This is a genomic window from Tabrizicola aquatica (assembly GCF_002900975.1).
Classification (GTDB): Bacteria; Pseudomonadota; Alphaproteobacteria; order Rhodobacterales; family Rhodobacteraceae; genus Tabrizicola; species Tabrizicola aquatica.
The window spans coordinates 493,640-514,456 of sequence record NZ_PJON01000001.1 but is presented as its reverse complement, the minus strand read 5'-3'; the positions used below and the strand labels follow the sequence as shown (position 1 = coordinate 514,456).

Annotated in this window: 20 protein-coding genes; 12 read left to right on the top strand and 8 right to left on the bottom strand. The window is 66.5% G+C overall.

Going from position 1 to position 20,817, the window contains the following annotated elements:
- Positions 1-123: 123 nt before the first annotated feature.
- The 5 genes from CXR42_RS02460 to CXR42_RS02440 all read left to right on the top strand — a co-directional run bounded on the left by CXR42_RS02460 (position 124) and on the right by CXR42_RS02440 (position 4,314).
- The gene (locus CXR42_RS02460; RefSeq protein ID WP_103255919.1) at positions 124-951 is read left to right on the top strand and encodes an arginyltransferase; all 828 of its coding nucleotides are present in this window, start codon (positions 124-126) and stop codon (positions 949-951) included.
- A complete protein-coding gene (locus CXR42_RS02455) occupies positions 951-1,349 on the top strand; it encodes a VOC family protein (protein ID WP_103255918.1) in 399 nt (132 codons plus the stop codon). The genes CXR42_RS02460 and CXR42_RS02455 overlap by 1 nt, the downstream gene beginning before the upstream one ends.
- Before the next feature lie 56 nt (positions 1,350-1,405).
- Positions 1,406-1,747, top strand: coding sequence for a winged helix-turn-helix transcriptional regulator (locus CXR42_RS02450; RefSeq protein WP_103255917.1), 342 nt, complete (start codon positions 1,406-1,408; stop codon positions 1,745-1,747).
- Between the two features lie 123 nt (positions 1,748-1,870).
- The gene (locus tag CXR42_RS02445; RefSeq protein ID WP_103255916.1) at positions 1,871-2,473 is read left to right on the top strand and encodes a TRAP transporter small permease subunit; all 603 of its coding nucleotides are present in this window, start codon (positions 1,871-1,873) and stop codon (positions 2,471-2,473) included.
- Positions 2,473-4,314 (top strand): TRAP transporter large permease, encoded by a 1,842-nt coding sequence (locus CXR42_RS02440; RefSeq protein ID WP_103255915.1) that lies wholly within the window; start codon positions 2,473-2,475, stop codon positions 4,312-4,314. The genes CXR42_RS02445 and CXR42_RS02440 overlap by 1 nt, the downstream gene beginning before the upstream one ends.
- A gap of 74 nt (positions 4,315-4,388) precedes the next feature.
- Here the strand turns inward: CXR42_RS02440 and CXR42_RS02435 are convergent, their stop codons facing one another.
- The gene (locus CXR42_RS02435) at positions 4,389-5,495 is read right to left on the bottom strand and encodes a TRAP transporter substrate-binding protein (RefSeq protein WP_103255914.1); all 1,107 of its coding nucleotides are present in this window, start codon (positions 5,493-5,495) and stop codon (positions 4,389-4,391) included.
- Positions 5,496-5,868: 373 nt separating this feature from the next.
- Between CXR42_RS02435 and CXR42_RS02430 the strand changes: the two genes are divergently transcribed.
- Positions 5,869-6,789: a sodium:calcium antiporter gene (locus tag CXR42_RS02430; protein ID WP_103255913.1), complete on the top strand. Its 921-nt coding sequence runs from the start codon at positions 5,869-5,871 to the stop codon at positions 6,787-6,789.
- A gap of 40 nt (positions 6,790-6,829) precedes the next feature.
- Here CXR42_RS02430 and gstA read toward each other — a convergent pair whose 3' ends face one another.
- Both gstA and CXR42_RS02420 read right to left on the bottom strand, forming a co-directional pair.
- Positions 6,830-7,432, bottom strand: coding sequence for a glutathione transferase GstA (gene gstA, locus CXR42_RS02425; protein ID WP_103255912.1), 603 nt, complete (start codon positions 7,430-7,432; stop codon positions 6,830-6,832).
- Between the two features lies 1 nt (position 7,433).
- Positions 7,434-7,751 carry a hypothetical protein gene (locus CXR42_RS02420; protein ID WP_146037980.1) on the bottom strand — a complete coding sequence of 106 codons (318 nt, stop codon included), beginning with the start codon at positions 7,749-7,751 and terminating at the stop codon, positions 7,434-7,436.
- Positions 7,752-7,820: 69 nt separating this feature from the next.
- On the opposite strand from CXR42_RS02420, the gene CXR42_RS02415 reads away from it, so the two are divergent.
- The 3 genes from CXR42_RS02415 to ilvN all read left to right on the top strand — a co-directional run bounded on the left by CXR42_RS02415 (position 7,821) and on the right by ilvN (position 11,436).
- A complete protein-coding gene (locus tag CXR42_RS02415) occupies positions 7,821-9,566 on the top strand; it encodes an acetolactate synthase 3 large subunit (protein WP_103255910.1) in 1,746 nt (581 codons plus the stop codon).
- 3 nt (positions 9,567-9,569) lie between these two features.
- Complete coding sequence (locus CXR42_RS02410; RefSeq protein WP_103255909.1) at positions 9,570-10,799, top strand: glycosyltransferase family 87 protein; 1,230 nt, start codon at positions 9,570-9,572, stop codon at positions 10,797-10,799.
- A gap of 76 nt (positions 10,800-10,875) precedes the next feature.
- A complete protein-coding gene (gene ilvN, locus CXR42_RS02405; RefSeq protein WP_103255908.1) occupies positions 10,876-11,436 on the top strand; it encodes an acetolactate synthase small subunit in 561 nt (186 codons plus the stop codon).
- A gap of 37 nt (positions 11,437-11,473) precedes the next feature.
- Here the strand turns inward: ilvN and CXR42_RS02400 are convergent, their stop codons facing one another.
- The 3 genes from CXR42_RS02400 to CXR42_RS02390 all read right to left on the bottom strand — a co-directional run bounded on the left by CXR42_RS02400 (position 11,474) and on the right by CXR42_RS02390 (position 14,790).
- Positions 11,474-12,244 carry an enoyl-CoA hydratase-related protein gene (locus CXR42_RS02400; RefSeq protein ID WP_103256984.1) on the bottom strand — a complete coding sequence of 257 codons (771 nt, stop codon included), beginning with the start codon at positions 12,242-12,244 and terminating at the stop codon, positions 11,474-11,476.
- Between the two features lie 102 nt (positions 12,245-12,346).
- Positions 12,347-12,823 carry a cytochrome c-type biogenesis protein gene (locus tag CXR42_RS02395; protein ID WP_103255907.1) on the bottom strand — a complete coding sequence of 159 codons (477 nt, stop codon included), beginning with the start codon at positions 12,821-12,823 and terminating at the stop codon, positions 12,347-12,349.
- Positions 12,820-14,790, bottom strand: coding sequence for a heme lyase CcmF/NrfE family subunit (locus tag CXR42_RS02390; protein ID WP_103255906.1), 1,971 nt, complete (start codon positions 14,788-14,790; stop codon positions 12,820-12,822). The genes CXR42_RS02395 and CXR42_RS02390 overlap by 4 nt, the downstream gene beginning before the upstream one ends.
- Positions 14,791-15,185: 395 nt before the next feature.
- Between CXR42_RS02390 and rocF the strand changes: the two genes are divergently transcribed.
- Positions 15,186-16,109 (top strand): arginase, encoded by a 924-nt coding sequence (rocF, locus tag CXR42_RS02385; protein WP_103255905.1) that lies wholly within the window; start codon positions 15,186-15,188, stop codon positions 16,107-16,109.
- Between the two features lie 54 nt (positions 16,110-16,163).
- On the opposite strand, the gene CXR42_RS02380 is transcribed toward rocF, so the two are convergent.
- Both CXR42_RS02380 and CXR42_RS02375 read right to left on the bottom strand, forming a co-directional pair.
- Positions 16,164-17,198, bottom strand: a complete 1,035-nt coding sequence (locus CXR42_RS02380; protein WP_103255904.1) for a lysine-2,3-aminomutase-like protein — start codon at positions 17,196-17,198, stop codon at positions 16,164-16,166.
- A gap of 74 nt (positions 17,199-17,272) precedes the next feature.
- Positions 17,273-17,542, bottom strand: coding sequence for an usg protein (locus tag CXR42_RS02375; protein ID WP_103255903.1), 270 nt, complete (start codon positions 17,540-17,542; stop codon positions 17,273-17,275).
- 191 nt (positions 17,543-17,733) lie between these two features.
- Between CXR42_RS02375 and gyrA the strand changes: the two genes are divergently transcribed.
- Both gyrA and CXR42_RS02365 read left to right on the top strand, forming a co-directional pair.
- Positions 17,734-20,451 carry a DNA gyrase subunit A gene (gene gyrA, locus CXR42_RS02370; protein ID WP_103255902.1) on the top strand — a complete coding sequence of 906 codons (2,718 nt, stop codon included), beginning with the start codon at positions 17,734-17,736 and terminating at the stop codon, positions 20,449-20,451.
- Positions 20,448-20,762 (top strand): MGMT family protein, encoded by a 315-nt coding sequence (locus tag CXR42_RS02365; RefSeq protein WP_103255901.1) that lies wholly within the window; start codon positions 20,448-20,450, stop codon positions 20,760-20,762. The genes gyrA and CXR42_RS02365 overlap by 4 nt, the downstream gene beginning before the upstream one ends.
- Positions 20,763-20,817: the final 55 nt, after the last annotated feature.

Here is a 20,817-nt window from a genome sequence, read left to right as displayed (position 1 = left end):
CGCCCCCTCCGGTTTTCGCCGGTGGGGGCATTCCTGCGGCCGCTGCGCGCAAGGCTCACTCGGCGCTTGGCGGGCGGGCGCGGTCTTGCTAGGCTGGCCACATTTCCAGCCCAGCCGGACCCGATGCGACACACGCTTCCCCTTGCGCCCCAGTTCTATGTGACGGCGCCCCAACCCTGCCCCTACCTGCCGGGCCGGATGGAGCGGAAGCTTTTTACCGCGCTGCAAGGCGAACATGCGCAGAAACTGAACGACAGCTTGTCCAAGCAGGGCTTCCGCCGCAGCCAGAACGTGCTGTACCGCCCCTCCTGCGCGGAATGTTCGGCCTGTCTCTCGGCCCGCATCCGGGTGGCGGACTTTCAGCCCAGCCGCACGCAAAAGCGCATCCTGAAGCGCGCCGCCGCCCTGCGCCGCAACGCGACCAGCCCCTGGGCGACCGAGGATCAGTTCACGCTGTTCCGCCGCTATCTGGACCAACGCCACGCCGACGGCGGCATGGCCGACATGGACATCTTCGAATTCGCCGCGATGATCGAGGAAACCCCGATCAAAAGCCGTGTCATCGAATACACCCGCCCGCCGGTCGAGGGCGAGAGGGGCCGCCCCCTGGCCGCGGTCTGCCTGACCGATGTCTTCGACGACGGGTTGTCGATGGTCTACAGCTTCTACGACCCCGATCTGACCAGCCTCAGCCTGGGCACCTATGTCATCCTGGACCACGTCGCCATCGCGCGCGAGGCGGGGTTGCCCTATGTCTATCTGGGCTACTGGGTGCCGGGCAGCCGCAAGATGGGCTACAAGGCCGGCTTCGACGCGCTGGAGATCTACAAGGGCGGCGCCTGGCAGCCCCTGGGCAATGCCGGCGACCATGTGGCAGACCTGCATCCCCTGTCGGTGGACCCGATCGCCGAACAGGTCGCCCGGATCAGCCTGCCCGACTCCCGCTTTTGATGCCCGCCCGGATCGCCGCCCTGGCCCTTGTCGTGCCGGACTATGACCAGGCCATCGCCTTCTATGTCGGCACGCTGGGCTTCCGCCTGACCGAGGACATCGACCAGGGCCGCAAGCGCTGGGTCACGGTGGAACCCCCTGGCGGTGGGCCCAGGCTGGTGCTGGCGCGGGCCGACACGGCCCAACAGGCCCAGGCCATCGGCAACCAGGCGGGCGGCCGGGTGTTCCTGTTCCTGCAGACCGACGACTTCGCCCGCGATCATGCCGCGATGCTGGCCGCCGGAGTGACCTTCGAGGAAGCCCCCCGGCACGAGGTCTATGGCAGCGTCGCGGTCTGGTGCGACCCGTTCGGCAACCGCTGGGACCTGCTTGGCCCGCCGGTTTCCACGACCGCCTAGCTTGTCCGGCGCCCCATGCTCGCCTATCTTGGCCACAGCGACCGGGGGGCAGACCCATGAGCCACAAGAACCGCACGCCGCATCCGATGTGTCCCTTGTCGGATTGCATGGCCTTCATCGGCGGTGCCTGGACACCGAACATCCTGTGGCACCTCGCCCAAGGTCCGCGCCGGTTTTCCGAATTGCGCGCCGACATCCCCCTGGTTTCTGCAAAGGTCCTGACCCAACGCTTGCGCGAACTGGAGGAGCGGGGCATCCTTCTGCGCATCGTCAGCCAGGGCACCGCGGCCTCGGTCGAGTATCGACTGACCGAGTTGGGGCTGGAATTCCTGCCGGTGATCCAGGCCATTGCCCAGGTCAGCCTGCGCCTGAAACGCCGTGCCATCGCGGCAGCCTGACGGGGGCGCACCTACCCCGGGTTGACCGATGGTGTGAAATTGGTCTAATTGGCCAGATAAGTTTACCAGTTGAACAAGGCACGCCATACTTGAACCGGCGGCCACCCAGGGGGAGGATTGGGAATGCAGGCTTTGCTTGGCCTGGCACGCGGCATCGACCGCGTCAGTGCCTTTGTCGGAAAATCGGTCATGTGGCTGATCCTGGTCGCGGTGCTGGTCAGCGCCGGGAACGCGATCGTGCGCAAGGCGATCAACTGGTCGTCGAACTCGTTGCTTGAACTGCAGTGGTACCTGTTCGGCGCGGCCTTCATGGGGGCGGCGGCCTATACCTTGCAGCAGAACGAGCATATCCGCATCGACATCTTCTACGGCAGCCGCAGCCGGCGCACGCAGCACTGGATCGACCTGTTCGGCCATGTGGTCTTTACCCTGCCCTTCGTGGTGCTGATGACCTGGATGCTGATCCCCTATGCCTGGCAGGCCTATCAGGTCGGCCAGGTCTCGAACAACGCGGGCGGTCTGATCATCTGGCCGGCGCGGGCGATCCTGGCGGCCGGCTTCGTGTTGCTGATCGCGCAGGTCCTGGCGGAAATCATCAAGAAGATCGCGGTGATGCAGGGCCTGATCGAGGACCCGCACCCCTTCGTCTCGGCCCATCAAGCGGCCGAACAAGAGGGCGCGGAACTGGCCAAGGTCGTGGCCAATGCCGACGGGGAGACGCGTTGATGCTGGAAATCATCGCCCACAACATGGCGCCGATCATGTTCGCCAGCCTGGTGCTGTTCCTGTTGCTTGGCTATCCGGTCGCCTTCTCGCTGGCGGCCAACGGTCTGATGTTCTTTGCCATCGGCGTCTGGCTGGCGCCCCTGTCGGGCGGCGAGATCACGCTGGACTGGCCGCTCCTTGGCAACCTGCCGCGCCAGCTTTGGGGCATCATGTCGAACGAGACGCTGCTGGCGATCCCGTTCTTCACCTTCATGGGCATCATCCTGGAACGAAGCGGGATGGCCGAGGATCTTCTGGACACGATCGGCCAGTTGTTCGGCCCGATCCGGGGGGGCCTCGCCTTTGCGGTGATCCTGGTGGGCGCGCTTCTGGCGGCGACGACCGGGGTCGTGGCGGCCAGCGTCATCGCGATGGGGCTGATCTCGCTGCCGATCATGCTGCGTTACGGCTATGACAAGCGCACGGCGACCGGGGTCATTGCGGCCTCGGGGACACTGGCGCAGATCATTCCGCCCAGCTTGGTGCTGATCATCCTGGCCGACCAGCTGGGCCGGTCGGTGGGCGACATGTATGCCGGGGCGCTGATCCCCGGCCTGGTGCTGACGGGGATGTATCTGGGCTATGTCGCGATGATCGCGATCTTCCAGCCGCACAAGGTTCCGGCCCTGCCGCCCGAGGCGCGGACGCTGGGCGGGGGGGTGACCTCGCTTCTGGTCGCGCTGGGGGCCTGCGTCGCGATCAGCTACGGGGTGCATCTGTGGGCCTATGCCGACTGGGGCGCCAATGCCGACGTGCTGGGCGCAACGGTGGGGACGCTGCTGATCTATCTTTATGCGCTGGCCGACCGTTACCTGGGGCTGAACCTGCTGTCGCGGCTGGCGCAGCAGGTGATCATGGTGCTGATCCCGCCGCTGGCGCTGATCTTCCTGGTGCTGGGCACGATCTTCATCGGCCTTGCCACCCCGACCGAGGGCGGCGCGATGGGCGCGCTTGGCGCCATGATCCTGGCCTTCGCCAAGGGCCGTTTCCGTTTTCCGGTCCTACACTCGGCCCTGGTCGCCACCACGCGGCTGTCAGCCTTCGTCATGTTCGTCCTGATCGGCGCGCGGGTGTTCTCGCAGACCTTCTACGGCGTGAACGGCCATATCTGGGTCGAGGAGCTGCTGACCGCCGTGCCGGGCGGAGAGTATGGCTTCCTACTGGTGGTGAACCTGATCGTCTTTGTCCTGGGCTTCTTCCTGGACTTCTTCGAAATCGCCTTCATCCTGATCCCACTGATCGCTCCGGCTGCCGACAGCCTGGGCATCGACCTGATCTGGCTGGGCGTGATCCTGGGGATGAACCTGCAGACCTCGTTCCTGACCCCGCCCTTCGGCTTTGCGCTGTTCTATCTGCGCTCGGTCGCGGCGAAGGTGCCCTATCTGGACAAGGTCACCGGCAAGAACATGGACGGGATCCGCACGGGCGAGATCTACAAGGGCGCGATCCCCTTCATCTGCATCCAGGTGGTGATGATCATCGCCGTGATCGCCTTCCCGCAGATGGTGATGCACTACAAGGGCCCGGTGGTCGACCCGAACTCGATCGAGATCACCGTGCCGGGCTTCGCGCCCCTGGCACCCGGCGCACCGGCCCCGGGCGGCGCACCGGCCCTGGGGGCCCCGAATCTTGGGGCACCGAACTTGGGCGCACCGAACCTTGGGGCACCATCGCTGGGCACGCCAAACTTCGGCGCCCCAGCCGACGGCGCGGCCCCGGCCCAACCCGGCCTTGGCGCACCGCAACTGGGGGCACCGCAACTGGGCGCACCGCAGTTGGGGGCACCGGTCGTCACGCCCTGACGGCCGGTCCCAGGCCCCGAAACGACCACGGCCTCGGGTTTCCCCGGGGCCGTTTCCATTTCAGAAGCCGAAGCTTACAGCTTGCCAGCCTGCTGCTGCGACATCATGAACACGTCATAGTTGTATTCGGCGATCTGCGCATTCAGATAGGCGTCGCGGCGGAAGGCCGACTGCGATTCCCAGATCTTCTTGAAGGTCTCGTTCGTCGCCGAAACCTCGGCATAGGTCGCGGTCGCGGCGTCGAAGGCGGCGGACAGGACGTCCTGCGGCAGCGGACGCAGCTGGGCGCCATTGGCCACCAGCGACTTCAGCGCCGTCGGGTTCTTCCAGTCATAGCTGGCCAGCATGTCCAGGTTCGCCACCGCGCAAGCGGCGCGCATCGCGGCCTGATAGGCCGGGGGAAGCTCATTCCACTTGGCCAGGTTGATCATCGTCGCGATCGACGGGCCACCCTCCCACCAGCCGGGATAGTAGTAGTAGGGCGCAACCTTCTGGAAGCCCAGCTTCTCGTCGTCATAGGGGCCGACCCATTCCGCCGCGTCGATGGTGCCCTTTTCCAGCGACGGATAGATGTCGCCGCCCGCGATCTGCTGCGGCACGACGCCCAGCTTCTCGATCACCTTGCCGGCAAAGCCCCCGATCCGCATCTTCAGACCCTGAAGGTCGGCGACCGAGTTGATCTCTTTCCGGTACCAGCCCGCCATCTGCACGCCGGTGTTGCCGGCCGGGAAGGCGATCATGTTCTGCGTGGCATAGAACTCGTTCATCATGTCGATGCCGCCGCCATAGTAGAACCAGGCGTTCATCATCCGGGCGTTCAGGCCGAAGGGAACCGCAGCCCCCAGCGCATAGGACGGATCCTTGCCCCAGTAGTAGTAGGGAACGGTATGGCAGGCCTCGACCGTGCCGGCGGCGACGGCGTCAGCCGCTTCCAGACCGGGGACCAGTTCACCAGCCGGGAACACCTGCAGCGTGAACTTGCCGTCGGTCATTTCCGACACATAGCGCGACATCGTGTCGGCAGCGCCAAAGATGGTGTCCAGCGACTTGGGGAAGGACGAGGTCACCCGCCAGGTGACAGTCGGGGCGTCCTGGGCAATCGCCGGCGCGGCCAGGGTCGCAGCCGCTCCGGCGGCAACGCCGCCAACGGTCGCTTTGGTCAGAAATGAGCGTCGATCCATTCGGGTCTCCTCCACTGTTGCTCTCATTGCGCCCTGCGGACCAACACAGGACGTACAGGCCGGAAGCCTAGAGAACCTTCCGCCGGTTGAGAACCAAAATCTGCGCGAGTTTCCGGGCTCCGGTCAGGAAACCTTACCAAAGCAGCCATGTCCGGGGTCGACGGCACCGATCGCGGCCGGCAACCGGGGCGCGAATGCCCAGCTTCGCAACAAACGCCCACGCAACGCGCCGGGGTTGCCGCAGGGGCAGAATCAATCGCCTGGCCGATATTTGCGACACAGTCCCGTCGTGCCAGCGCAGAATTCTGCCCGCTGCCCCTTGCATTTGGCAGCCGCCCCCCAACCTTTCCGCGAAAGCAATCGGGGATTCAGCGTGACTTATCTTATGTTTCTTCTCGGCCTCGTCATCCTGGTGGCGGGGGGCGAGTTTCTTGTGCGCGGGGCTTCGTCCATTGCCCGCGCCTTCCATTTGTCGCCCTTGCTGATCGGGCTGACCATCGTCGGCTTCGGCACTTCGGCGCCCGAGTTGATCGTCTCGGTCCAGGCCGCACTGGCCACCCCACCCGCGCCCGGCATCGCCATCGGCAACGTGATCGGCTCGAACATCTCGAACATCCTGCTGATCCTTGGCATCTCGGCCCTGATCGCGCCCCTGATCATCCCCGGCCGCAAGTTGTGGCGCGACCTTGCCTTCATGCTGGCGGCGACTGCGGCGATCTGGGTCATGCTGCTGGACGGCCAAGTCACCCGGATGGACGGGCTGATCCTGCTGGCGGGCCTCGTGGCCTTTTTGACCACGGCCTTCATCGCCGGCAGCGGTCACCCGCCCGAAGGCGATACCGAGACGTTCGGCCCGAACTGGAAGCCCTGGGTGATGACCGGCGCAGGCCTCGTCGGTCTGGTGATCGGTGCGCGGTTCCTGGTGGACAGCGCCACCACCATCGCCCGCGACTTCGGGATTTCCGAGGCGGTGATCGGCCTGACCATCGTCGCCGTCGGCACTTCGCTGCCCGAGCTTGCAACCAGCGTCATCGCCGCCTTCCGAAAGCATACCGAGATTTCGGTCGGCAACATCGTCGGGTCGAACATCTTCAACCTGTTCGGCATCCTGGGGATCACCGCGCTGGTCGCGCCGATCCCGGCCGAGGCCCGCTTTGCCGCCATCGACATGTGGTGGGTTGCCGGCGCTTCGGTGGGCCTTGCCGTGGTGGCCTTTGTCCTGGGCGGCTTGCCCCGGATCGCCGGGGCGGGCCTGCTTGCGGCCTATGGCGTCTATCTGGCCTTCATCGGCTGAGGTCAGCGAAAGGGGGGCCGCGCGGCCCCCCCCTCTTGGTTCAGGCGGCCAGCCCCTCGGCCTTCAGCGCCTGCTGCACGGCCGGGCGGGCGGCGACCTTGGCGCGCAGGGCGGTGATGCGCGGGAACTTCGCCAGGTCGTGGCCGACATGCGCCGACCAGTTGGTCACGGTGAACAGATAGGCATCCGCAGGGGTATAGGCGTCGCCCGCCAGCCAGTCGCGGGTGGCAAGACGGTCCTCGACCACTTGCAGGCGCGCGTCCAGAAGCGACATCTGCTTGTCCTTCGCCTCGCCCTCGATGCCATAGAAGAAGGGCGAATAGGTCTTGTGCACCTCGGCCGCGACATAGTTCAGCGCCTCGGTCAGGCGGGCACGGGCCAGGGTGCCGGCCGCCGGAAGCGCGCCCGGGGCGGCGCTGTCCATGACGTGCTGCATGATCGCCACGCCTTCGGTCAGCACTTCGCCATTGCCCAGGTCCAGCGCCGGAACCGCACCGCGCGGGTTGATCGCGGCGAAATCGGCGCCGGTCTCGGTGCGCTTGGCGCGGATGTCCACCTTCTCGGCGGTGAAAGGCACCCCGGCCTCGGCCAGCGTGATGTGCGATGCCAGCGAGCAGGCGCCGGGCGAATAGTACAGCTTCATGTCACTCTCCCATCGACCGGGAACCGTCCCGGCCGCAAACCCCACCTGGATAGCGCCACTTGCGGCCCCCTTCACTTGCCCACCACCGCGCAACCACCGTGCCTTTTTGCGCAAAGTTGTGAAAGTTGCGCAGCGCGGCATCGTGCCGCAACAAAAGTTCAAAAACAGACCCGGAAAGCGACATTTTCAGATTGCAAATCCCGTTGACGCCCGGCATATCCGCCCCTACTGTTCCGACCGAACATGAAGGGATGGGCCAATGGCCGGAATTCTTGTCATCGTAGGAAGGAAGCGCATGGGCCGGTGACGGTTTGACCATAGTGGTTCCCATGCGCCCCCGAAGGAAACTTCCGGGGGCTTTTTGTTGCGCTGTAAGGAGATGCGAGAGATGTCGAAGCAGATGACCGGTGCGAAGATGGTGGTCCAGGCCCTGAAGGATCAGGGCGTCGAGGTCGTCTTCGGCTATCCCGGCGGTGCCGTGCTTCCCATTTATGACGAACTGTTCCTGCAGAACGACATCCGCCACATCCTTGTCCGCCACGAACAGGGCGCCGTCCACATGGCGGAAGGCTATGCGCGGTCGACCGGCAAGCCCGGCGTGGCGCTGGTGACCTCGGGTCCAGGGGCCACGAACGCGGTGACCGGCCTGACCGACGCGCTGATGGACTCGATCCCCATCGTGGTGCTGACCGGCCAAGTCCCGACCTTCATGATCGGCACCGATGGTTTCCAGGAGGCGGATACGGTCGGCATCACCCGCCCCTGCACCAAGATGAACTGGCTGGTGAAGGACACGGCGAAGCTGTCCGACACCATCCACCAGGCCTTCCATGTCGCGACCCACGGCCGCCCCGGCCCGGTCTTGATCGACATCCCCAAGGATGTGCAGTTCGCCACCGCCGACTACACCCCCGCCGAAAAAGCCAGGGTCAGCCACTACCAGCCCCGCACCGAAGGCGATGCCGACCAGATCGCCCGCCTGGTCGAGCTGATGGAGACCGCCGAACGCCCGATCTTCTACACCGGCGGCGGCGTCATCAACTCGGGCCCCCGCGCCAGCCAACTCTTGCGCGAACTGGTGGCCGAGACGAACTTCCCGATCACCTCGACCCTGATGGGCCTGGGCAGCTACCCGGCCTCGGGCAAGAACTGGGTCGGCATGCTGGGGATGCACGGGCTTTACGAGGCCAACCTCGCGATGCACGGCTGCGACGTGATGATCAACATCGGGGCTCGCTTCGATGACCGGATCACCGGGCGGATCAAGGACTTCAGCCCCAAGTCGAAGAAGGCCCACATCGACATCGACCCCTCGTCGATCAACAAGGTCATCCGCGTGGACGTGCCGATTGTCGGCGACGTGACCCGCGTGCTGGAGGAAGTGCTGCGCCAGTGGCGCGCGCGCGGGTCCAGGACCGACCAGCGCGGCCTGGCCAGCTGGTGGAAGCAGATCGACGAATGGCGCGCGGTGAAGTGCCTGTCCTACAAGAACTCCACCACCACGATCAAACCGCAATACGCGCTGGAGCGGCTGGAGGCCCTGACCAAGGGCATGGACCGCTACATCACCACCGAAGTGGGCCAGCACCAGATGTGGGCTGCGCAGTTCCTGGGGTTCGAGGACCCGAACCGCTGGATGACCTCGGGTGGCCTTGGGACCATGGGCTATGGCCTGCCTGCCAGCATCGGCGTGCAGATCGCGCATCCCGATGCCCTGGTCATCAACGTCGCCGGTGAGGCGTCCTGGCTGATGAACATGCAGGAAATGGGCACCGCAATGCAGTTCCGCGCCCCGGTCAAGCAGTTCATCCTGAACAACGAACGCCTTGGCATGGTCCGCCAGTGGCAGGAACTGCTGCATGGCGAACGCTATTCCTCGTCCTGGTCGGAAAGCCTGCCCGACTTCGTCAAGCTGGCCGAGGCCTTCGGCTGCAAGGGCATCAAGTGCGAGGACCCCAAGGACCTGGACGACGCGATCATGGAAATGATCCGCTACGATGGCCCGGTGATCTTTGACTGCCTTGTGGAAAAGCACGAGAACTGCTTCCCGATGATCCCCTCGGGCAAGCCGCACAACGAGATGCTGCTTTCCGCCGATGCCGCTGCCTTCCGCTCGGGTGCGGTCCTGGTCTGACCCATGCAGGACCGCGCGTCACGCCTTGCTGCCGACGCCCGGGTTCGGGCGTTGCTGGGCCCTGCCCTCTGGGCGGTGGTCCTGGCAGGCGTGACCGTCACCGCCCTGTTCTCCTATGCAATCCTGCAGACCGCTTTCATCCTGACCGCCCAACCAGGCACCCAGGCCCTGGCGATCGACTTCCGCGTGTTCTGGGCCGCGGGCCAACTGGCCCTGGCCGGAGAGCCGCTGGCCGCCTTCGACATGGCGCGCCTGGCCGAGGTGCATGGCATCAACCCGGACGATTACATGCCCTGGCTTTATCCGCCGGGCTATCTGCTCTTGCTGATGCCGCTGGGCGCCCTGCCCTTCGCGCCGGCCCTCCTGGTGATGACGCTGGTCTCGGTCGGGCTGATGGGGCTGGCGATGCGCCCGTTCAGTGCAGGCGCGGTGCCGGTTTGGCTGGCCCTGACGCTGGCGCCGGCCTATGTGCCCACGCTGATCCTGGGCCAGAACAACCTGATCTGGCTGGCCGGTTTTGTGGCGGCGCTGGCGGCACTGCGCGCCGGGCGCTTCACGCTGGCGGGCCTCTGCATCGGCTGCCTGACGCTGAAACCGCAGCTTGGCCTCCTCATCCCCGTGGCGCTGGTCGCCGCCGGACTGTGGCGCACGATCCTGGTCGCCGCGCTGACTGCGCTGGTCCTGGCCGTGGTGCCGACGCTGGCGTTCGGCCCGGCCTATTGGCCCGCCTTCGCCCAGGCACTGAGCGGCGTCGGCGACACCCTGATACAGTCGATCCCGGACCTGCATCTGATGGTCGGGCCGTTCTATCTGATGGTGATGCTAGGCCTTGCGCCGCCGACGGCCATGACCCTGCAATGGGGGCTGGCGCTTGGGGTGGCGGGGATGCTTTTCGCGCTCTGGCGCTCGCGTCGGGTTGGCTTTGACGCCAAGGCGGCTGGTCTGATGCTCGCCATGCTGCTGTCGGCGCCCTACCTGTGGTACTATGAGGCGGCGATGATGGCGGCGATCGGCCTGTTCCTCGTCCGGGCGGGGGTGCTGGGCCGCAGCCTGCCTGCCCTCATCCTGCTGGCCTGCCTCTGGCTGGGCGGGGTCCTTCTGGCCGCCAACGCCTTGCTCGGTTTCACCGACGGCCGCCTGATCGGCGCGGTCCTGCTGACGCCGGTCCTTCTGGCCGCGCTGGCCGGACTGCTGCTGCACTGGCGCGCGGCCCCAGGCGAGGCGCCCGCCTGATGCCCGCCCCCTGTTCCCCTCTTACCCCGCGTGGGTCCGGCATGACGCCGGGCACGCCAGCCAAACGGAAAGCACCATGTCCGCATTGAACATCAAGAAGGGCTCGACCAGCCATTCCGCCTATGATCTCCGCTCGGCCCTGTCCGAGATCGAAGAGAGCCATACCCTGGCCGTGATCGTCGAGAACGAGCCGGGCGTGCTGGCCCGCGTGATCGGCCTCTTCTCGGGGCGGGGCTACAACATCGACAGCCTGACCGTCGCCGAGGTGGACCATACCGGCCACCGCAGCCGGATCACCATCGTGACCCGCGGCACCCCCGCCGTGATCGACCAGATCGAAAAGCAGCTTAGCCGCATGGTCCCGGTCCACGCCGTCCACGACCTGACCGCCGAGGGGCCGTCGGTCCAGCGCGAACTGGCGCTGGTCAAGGTCCAGGGCAAGGGCGACCACAGGATCGAGGCGCTGCGCCTGGCCGAGATCTTCCGTGCCAATGTGGTGGATTCGACGCTGGAAAGCTTTGTCTTCGAGATGACCGGCACGCCGGAAAAGATCGACGCCTTCGCCGAACTCATGCGTCCGCTGGGCCTGGTGGAGATTGCCCGCACCGGCGTCGCGGCCCTGGCGCGCGGCGTCTGACCCCGGCGTAGGGTGGGGTTGAACCCCACCCTACGGATCAGCGCCCGGTGAACTGCGGCGCGCGCTTTGCGGCAAAGGCCGCCACGCCCTCGCGGAAATCCGCACTGGCGCCGCAGAGCCCCTGCAACCGCGCCTCGACCGCCAACTGCGCCTCCAGCGGCTGGTCGAACGCCCCGCGCAGCGCCTGTTTCAGCGCCGCATAGGCCCCCGTGGGCCCCGCCGCCAGCTGCGCCGCCCGCGCGGCCACCACCGCGGCAAAGCGGTCGTCGGGTACAGCTTCCCAGATCATGCCCCAGGCCTCGGCCTGCGCCGCGCTGACGGGTTCCGCCAGCAGCGCCGCGCCCATCGCCCGTTGCAATCCCACCCGGCGCGGCAGGAAGCTGGTCCCGCCGGCATCCGGGATCAACCCGATCCGCGTGAAAGCCTGGATAAACGTGGCGCTTTCCGCCGCGATCACCAGGTCGCAGGCCAGCGCCAGGTTCGCCCCCGCCCCCGCCGCCACCCCGTTCACCGCCGCGATCACCGGCACCGGAGCTTCAGTGATCGCCCGGATCATCGGCACATATTCCCCGTTCAGGACGCCTTCGAACCCGGCCTCGTCCAGACCCTGCGCATCGCCCAGATCCTGGCCCGAGCAGAACCCCGCCCCCGCCCCGGTCAACACGATCACCCGCGCCGCATGGCCCGCCAGAAGCGCCGCCGTCAGCTCGGCCCGCAAGCGGCGGTTCAGCGCATTCCTGACCTCTGGCCGGTTCAGCGTGATCCGATGCACGCCCCCTTCGACCTCGACCCGAACCAGTTCCGACATCCGCATCCCCCTCTGTCCTGCGTGCAGCCTAACCGGCCCGGCGCCAGGGCCAAGCCCGACGCGGCGTCACGCTTCGGCGGAAGGTGGGCGATACCGCCCACCCTACTCCCGCAAGAGATCCTTCAGCCGTGCTTCTTCTTCGGCCGTCAGTGCCGTCTCGGGCACCACGCGCCGGCGCCGCGCCGCTGCGACGGCAACCCCGACCCCGGCCAGAAGCAGCGCCGGCCCCGCCAGCCACAGGATCAGGTTCGACCCCTCGGGCCGCGGGTTGAACAGCACGAACTCGCCATAGCGCGCGACGATATAGTCCACCACCTCGCGGTCGCTGTCGCCCGCCACCAGCCGCTCGCGGATGATGATCCGCAGGTCCCGGCTGATCGGCGCGCTGGAATCGTCGATCGATTCGCCCTGGCAGACCGGGCAGCGGATATCCCGGCTGATCTCGCGCGCTCGCGCCTCCAGCGCCGGATCGGCCAGGATTTCATCCGGCTGCACCGCAAGCACAGGCGAGACGCTCAGAAACAGCGCCAGCACGTAGGGTGCGTGCCTGCACGCACCGCGCGTCAGAAACCCGCTCATTCTGCCGGCACCCCGGCCGGAACCCTGCGCGCCCCCGCAGCCACCCGATAGCGCCGGTCGGTCAGGCTCAGCAGCCCGCCCAGGGCCATCAGCAGGCATCCCGCCCACAGCCAGTTGGCAAAGGGCTCGATGTAACTGCGCACCGCCCACCCGCCCGAGGCCTGGCGGTCCCCCAGCACCAGATAGACATCGCGCAGGAAGCCATAATCGATGGCAGCCTCGGTCGTCGGCATCGCCGCCACCGGATAGACGCGCTTTTCCGGGGTCAACTCGGTCACCACGGCCCCATCGCGCAGCACGGTCAGGAAGCCCATGGTCGAATAGTAATTCGGCCCCTCCACCTCGCGCACGTCGTCCAACCGCACCTCATAAGGCCCCAGCGGGAAGGTCTCGCCAACCTGGACCACGCGGATATCCTCGATCTTCCAGGCCAGCATGGCCGACACGGCAAAGATCGTGACGCCCAGCCCCAGATGCGCCGTGGCCTTGCCCCAGTCGGCCCGCGGCAGGCGTCCCAGCCGGGCAAAGCGCGCACCCAGGCTCTCGCGCCCGGTCCGCGCCCAAAGGTCGGTCAGCGCGCCAAAGACCACCCAGGCCCCCAGCGCCAGCCCGATTGGCCCCAGCGCCGTCCGGTTGGTCTGCATCGCATAGGCCAGCGCGCCCAGGGACAGCGCCAGCACCAGCGCCGGCACCAGCCCGCGCAAGCTTCGCCCGACCGTGCCGCGCTTCCAGGCCAGCATCGCCCCCACTGGCAGGATCAGCGCCAAGGCCACCATGAAGGGCGTGAAGGCCGCGTTGAAGAACGGCTCGCCCACGCTGACCGCCCGGTCCAAAAGCATCTCGGCCACCAGGGGCCAGATCGTGCCGACAAAGACCACGAAGGCCGAGACGGTCAGCAGGATGTTGTTCGCCACCAGCGCACTTTCCCGACTGACGGTCGAGAATACGCCCTTCGCCTCCATCGTTCCTGCGCGCGCCGCGAACAGGATCAGCGCGCCGCCGGTAAAGAAGGCCAGGATCATCAGGATGAACACCCCCCGCTCGGGATCATTGGCAAAGGCATGCACGCTGGTGATGACGCCGGACCGCACGATGAAGGTGCCGATCAGGCTGAAGCCGAAGGCCAGGATCGCCAGCAGGATCGTCCAGGCCTTCAGGCTTTCGCGCTTCTCGACCACGATGGCCGAATGGAGCAGCGCGGCTGCCAGTAGCCAGGGCATGAAACTGGCGTTTTCCACCGGGTCCCAGAACCAGAACCCGCCCCAGCCCAGTTCATAATAGGCCCACCAGGACCCCAGAGCGATGCCGATGGTCAGGAACACCCAGGCCGCCAGCGTCCACGGCCGCACCCAGCGGCCCCAGGCGGCATCCACCCGCCCCTCGATCAGCGCGGCCACCGCGAAGCTGAACGCCATGCTCAGGCCGACATAGCCAAGGTAAAGGAACGGCGGATGGAAGGCGAGCCCGGGGTCCTGCAACAACGGATTAAGGTCCTGCCCATCCATCGGCGGCACTTCCAGCCGCCAGAACGGGTTCGAGGTCAGCAGCAGGAACAGCAGGAACGCCACCCCCACCATCCCCTGCACCGCCAGAACCCGCGCCTTCAGCCGCGTCGGCAGCCCCTGCCCGAACAGCGCCACCGCCGCGCCATAGACCGCCAGGATCAAGACCCACAGCAGAAGCGAGCCCTCATGGTTCCCCCAGACGCCGCTGATCTTGTACAGCATCGGCTTGGCGGTATGCGAGTTCGACACCACCACCGCCAGCGAAAAGTCGGACACGACAAAGGCATAGGTCAGCGCCGCGAAGGACGCCGCGACCAGCACCGCCTGCGCCAGCGCGGCGGGTTCCGCCAGCGCCATCAGCCGCGCATCGCCGCGATGCGCCCCCCACAGCGGCAGGGTGGATTGCACCAGCGCCACCATCAACGCCACGATCAACGCGAAATGCCCAAGCTCGACGATCATGCCGCCCCCTATGTTCTCCCCATGATAGGCGCTAACCCCGCCCACGGAAATCCCCCTGCGCCCTTCCGCCGCGCAGGATCGGCGATCTGCCGGCGCTGCCACCGCTCCCCCCGCCGGATTGCCCGTTGCCACCGACCGCCCGCCGCCGCTACACCAAGGCAAACCTGCGCCCTTCCGCCGCGCAGGATCGGCGATCTGCCGGCGCTGCCACCGCTCCCCCCGCCGGATTGCCCGTTGCCACCGACCGCCCGCCCCCGCTACACCAAGGCAAACCTGCGCCCTTCCGCCGCGCAGGATCGGCGATCTGCCGGCGTGGCCGCGGCTCCCCCGCCGGATTGCCCGTTGCCACCGGCCGCCCGCCCCCGCTACACCAAGGCAAACAGGCGGAGGCCCACATGCCCAAGACCATCCTCATCGGCGCGCCCATCGACACCGGCCAGCGCCGCCCCGGCTGCCTGATGGGCCCCGCCGCCTACCGCGTCGCCGGCATCGCGCGCGAGGTCGCCTCCGAAGGCCACGGGGTCGAGGATTGGGGCGATCTCACCCTGCCCCCGCTTCTCGCCGTGGCCTGCCCGAACCCGGCCGTCCATTCCCTGGCCGAAACCGTCGGTTGGACCGTGGCCCTGATGGACAAGGTCGACGACGCCCTCAGCCAAGGCGGCTTTCCCATCGTGATGGGCGGCGACCACTCGCTGGCGCTGGGGTCCGCCGCCGGCGCCGCCGCCTTCGCCCATCGCCAGGACCGGCCGCTCTTCCTCCTATGGCTTGACGCGCATTCCGACTTCCACACGCCGCTGACCACGACCTCCGGCAACCTGCACGGCACGCCGCTTGCCTATATCAACGGCCGCGACGGGTTCGACGCCTTCCCGCCCTTCCCCGCACCCGTCCCCGCACACCGGATCTGCATGTTCGGCATCCGCTCGGTCGACCCGGCCGAACAGGCCGCGATGCTGGAGCGCGACATCCAGGTCAACGACATGCGCGTCATCGACGAACGCGGCCTTGTCGCCCCCTTGCGCGAATTCCTCGACCTTGTCCGGCGCGAGGGCGGGATGCTTCACGTCTCTCTCGACGTCGACTTCCTCGACCCCTCGATCGCCCCCGCCGTCGGCACCACCGTCCCCGGCGGCACGACCTTTCGCGAGGCGCACCTCGTCATGGAACTCCTGCACGAATCCGGGCTTGTCACCTCGCTCGACCTCGTCGAACTCAACCCCTTCCTCGACGACCGCGGCATGACAGCGCGCCTGATGGTCGATCTGGTCGGCTCCCTGATGGGCAAAAAGGTCTTCGACCGCCCGACGCGCGCGAAGTAGCCATTCTCTGTCCATAAATATCCCGGGGTCCGGGGCAGCGCCCCGGGGGTCGCTTCAAAGATCCCGGTAGGAATGCTCGCACCCCTGCGGATCGGTCACCACCCAGTGGTCGCCTTCGCGCCGCAGATAGCCCGGCCCGACCGGAACCTTGCCGTGACCGCCGGGAATATCCAGCACATAGAGGGGCTGCGCGATCCCGGTCAGCCGCCCGCGCAAGGCGGCCATGATCGCCTGCCCCTCCTCCAGCGTGACCCGGAAATGCCCCGTTCCCTTCGCCAGATCCGGGTGATGCAGATAGTACGGCTTCACCCGGTTGCGAATCAGCACCCGGAACAGCCGCTCCAGCGTGTCGGCATCCGCATTCACACCCCGCAGCAACACCGTCTGCGACAAAAGCGGCACCCCCGCCCGGTTCAGACGCCGCAAGGCCGCTGCCGCTGCCCCAGTCATCTCGTCGGGATGGTTGGTATGCACCACCAGCCAGACCGGCAGCGCCCGGTCCAAAGCCGCGACCAGGGCCCCGCTCACCTTCTCGGGCGCCACCACCGGCACCCGCGTGTGGAACCGCACCAGGTCCATTGTCCCCAGCGCCTCCAGCCGGTCCAGCATCGCCCCCAGCCGCCGCGCCGAGAGGACCAAGGGATCGCCCCCGGTAAAGATCACCTCGCGCACCGCCGGCGTCCGGCGCAAATAGTCGACCACCCGGTCGAACTCGACCTCGGCCAAGGTACCGCTCTCCCCCACCGTCTCGCGCCGGAAACAGAAGCGGCAATAGACCTCGCAGGTCTGCGTCGCATGCAGGATCGCCCGGTCGGGATAGCGATGCGTCAGTCCCGGCACCGACCGATGCGCATCATCGCCGATCGGATCGGCCAATTCTTCCGGCACTACCTGCAATTCGCGCGCGTCCGGCACGAACTGCGCCCGCACACCGTCCGACGCAACCTCGGCCATCGCCGGAGAGATCCGCACCCGGAACTCGGCCGCCACCGCATCCAGGACCGCACGCTCGGCCGGGTCGGTCAATCCGGCCCGCTCCAGCGCGTCAAGACTGGTCAGGGGCAGCGGTATGGAAGCGGGGCGCGTCATGCCGGCGGCCCTACTCAAAGCCGCTGCCCGACGCAAGGTTCAGCCGTAGGGTGGGATTCAACCCCACCCTACGCTCAATGCACGCGAAACTCCCCCACGACATTGCGCCACTCGCCCGGGGCGATCAGCTTGCGATGGGTAAAGCGCACCGAATGCAACGGGCCTTCAATCTGGTCGTGCCAGAACTCGATGAACTGAAAAAGCTTCGGATAATCCGGGGCAAGGTCATACTCCTGCCAGATGAAGCTGTTGAGAACATTACGATAATCCGGCATCCGATAGTAAAGCTCGGCCGTTGTCAGGCCATAGCCCTTCAGCATCAACTCCGTCTCGTGCCCGACCATGTCGCCCGTCCTTTCTGGTGGTCCTCGCGGAATCATGTCAGACGCCGCTTAAAAATCAATGAAAACAAAAAGTTGTCACTCGATCTTGATGGCTGCCAATCCTAGGCACAGCCGGCATTGCACCCCATAGCTGGGATGGTGTATCCTTTTGCCTGCTACATCTTGATCCCGCACGGAAGGCGCGCGCCCTCATGGCCGATATCCCGGAAGATACTGATAAGAAAGAAGAAAACCCGGAGCGTTCCAGCTGGCACGGCCCGCAGGTCGACATCAGCGCCGAGATGAAGACCGCCTATCTTGATTACGCGATGAGCGTGATCGTCAGTCGTGCGATTCCCGACCTGCGGGACGGATTGAAGCCCGTCCACCGCCGCATCCTTTTTGCGATGCATGAATCCGGCAACACCCATGACAAGGCCTATCGCAAATCGGCCCGCCCGGTCGGTGACACGATGGGGAAATATCACCCGCACGGCGATAGTGCGATCTATGACGCGCTGGTGCGGATGGCGCAGCCGTTTTCGATGTCGCTGCCACTCCTCGACGGTCAGGGCAACTTCGGCTCGATGGACGGCGATAACGCCGCGGCCATGCGCTATACCGAAGTGCGGATGGACAAGCCCGCGGCCTTCCTCTTGTCCGACATCGACAAGGAAACCGTCGATTTCCAGGACAACTACGATGGCAAGGACAAGGAGCCGACCGTCCTTCCCGCCCGCTTCCCCAACATGCTGGTCAACGGGGCCGGCGGCATCGCGGTCGGCATGGCCACCAACATCCCGCCGCACAACCTGGGCGAGGTGATCGACGGCACGCTGGCGCTGATCGAGAATCCCGATATCTCCATGGAAGCGCTGATGGAGATCATCCCCGCCCCCGACTTCCCGACCGGCGGTCAGATCCTTGGCCGTTCGGGCGCACGGAAAGCCTATCTCGAAGGGCGCGGCAGCGTCATCATCCGCGCCAAGACCCACATTGAAGAGCTGCGCAAGGACCGCTGGGGCATCGTCATCGACGAGATCCCCTATCAGGTCAACAAGGCCACGATGATCGAAAAGATCGCCGAGCTGGTGCGCGAGAAACGCATCGAAGGCATCGCCGGGATTGCGGACGAAAGCGACCGGATCGGCGTGCGCGTGGTGATCGAACTCAAGCGCGACGCGACGCCCGATGTGGTGCTGAACCAGCTGTTCCGCTTCTCGACCATGCAGGTCAGCTTCGGCTGCAACATGCTGGCCCTGAACGGCGGCCGGCCCGAGCAGCTGACGCTACGCGATTTCCTTAGCTATTTCATCACCTTCCGCGAGGAAGTTGTTGCCCGCCGTACCGCCTATGAACTGCGCAAGGCGCGCGAACGCAGCCACATCCTTTGCGGCCTCGCCGTCGCCGTATCGAACGTGGACGAGGTGGTGGCCACCATCCGCTCCTCCGCCGACCCGGCGGAAGCACGCGACCGCCTGATGACCCGCCGCTGGCCCGCCCACGACATCGCGCCCTACATCCGCCTGATCGACGACCCCTCGCATCCCATCAACGAGGACGGGACCTACAACCTCTCCGAAGCGCAGGCCCGCGCGATCCTGGACCTGCGCCTGCAACGCCTGACCGCGATGGGCGTCAAGGAAGTGACGGACGAGCTGGAGGAATTGGCAAAGAAGATCAAGGACTTCCTTGACATTCTTGGCAGCCGCGACCGGATCATGGCGATCATCTCGGACGAGTTGCGCGAGGTCAAAGCCCTCTTCGCCGTCCCCCGCCGCACCGAGATCACCGACTGGTCCGGCGACATGGAAGACGAGGACCTGATCGAGCGCGAGGATATGGTCGTGACCATCACCTCCGGCGGCTACATCAAGCGCACCCCCCTGGCCGAGTTCCGCAGCCAGAACCGGGGCGGCAAGGGTCTGGCCTCGATGCAGACCAAGGACGACGACGTCGTGACGACACTTTTCGTCGCAAATACGCATACTTGGCTGCTGTTCTTCACAACCGACGGCATGGTCTACAAGCTGAAGACCTGGCGCCTTCCGCTGGCGGGCCGCACCGCCAAGGGCAAGGCCCTGGTCAACATCCTGCCGATCGAGACCGGCATCTCCATCGCCGCCCTGATGCCCGTGGACGTTGCCGAAGAGGATTGGGGCAACCTGCAGATCGTCTTTGCGACCTCGGACGGCGACGTTCGCCAGAACGACCTCTCCGACTTCACCAACGTCAAGCGCAACGGCAAGATCGCGATGAACCTGCCCGAGGGCGTGACCCTGGTGAACGCCGCCATCGCGGATGAGAACGACGACATCATGCTGGTCACCGAAGCCGGCCGCGCCATCCGCTTCTCCACCACCGAGATCCGCGTCTTCAAGTCCCGCGGCTCCACCGGCGTCCGCGGCATCCGCCTGGCCGACGGCGACCACGTCGTCTCCATGTCGATCATCCGACACTTCGAGGCCACCCCCGAAGAGCGCGAGGCCTACCTCAAGCAGCGCCGCCTGATGGCCGGCATCACCGAGGACGACACCGACGACGAGGAAGAACACGTCCCCGCCGGCCAGCTTTCCCCCGACCGCTATGCCGAAATGTCCGCGGCCGAGGATCTGATCCTTACCGTGACCAAAGGCGGCTCGGGCAAGCTTTCCTCCTCCCACGACTACCCGGTCCGCGGCCGCGGCGGCATGGGCGTCAAGGCCATCAGCCCGGGTCCAAGGGGCGGCCGGATCATCGCCTCGTTCCCGGTCGAAAGCTCGGATCAGATCATGCTTGCCACCTCGACCGGCCAGTCGATCCGCGTGCCCGTTGACCAGGTCAGCTTCCGCTCGCGCAGCGCCGGGGGCGTCAAGGTCTTCGCCGTCGCCGGGGATGAGGAGGTCGTCTCCGTCGCCCGCGTCGCCGACCAGGGCGCAGAGGCCGAGTGACCCCGCTGGAACAACGGCTCGCAGCCCTGGCGGCTGCGGGCCAGACCGCCACCTACGGCCAGCTTGCCAAGGACCTTGGCCTCCGCATGGCCGACCTTACCGCCCAGCTGGAATCCCTGATGGAGGTGGACGCCGCCACCGGCAAACCCTTCCGCGCCGCCCTTCTCCGCCAGCGCCTCTCGTCCGACCACCTCCCCGCGCCCGGTTTCTTCCTGAAAGCCGCCGCCTTGGGCCACCGCACGGACGACCCCACCGCCTTCACGAAAGCCCACCGCGACGCCAATTTTCTGTCCCCAAATATCCCGGGGTGAGCGCGCAGCGCGAGGGGCAGCGCCCCTCCTTGCGCCACCAGCCGCACAAAGCTAC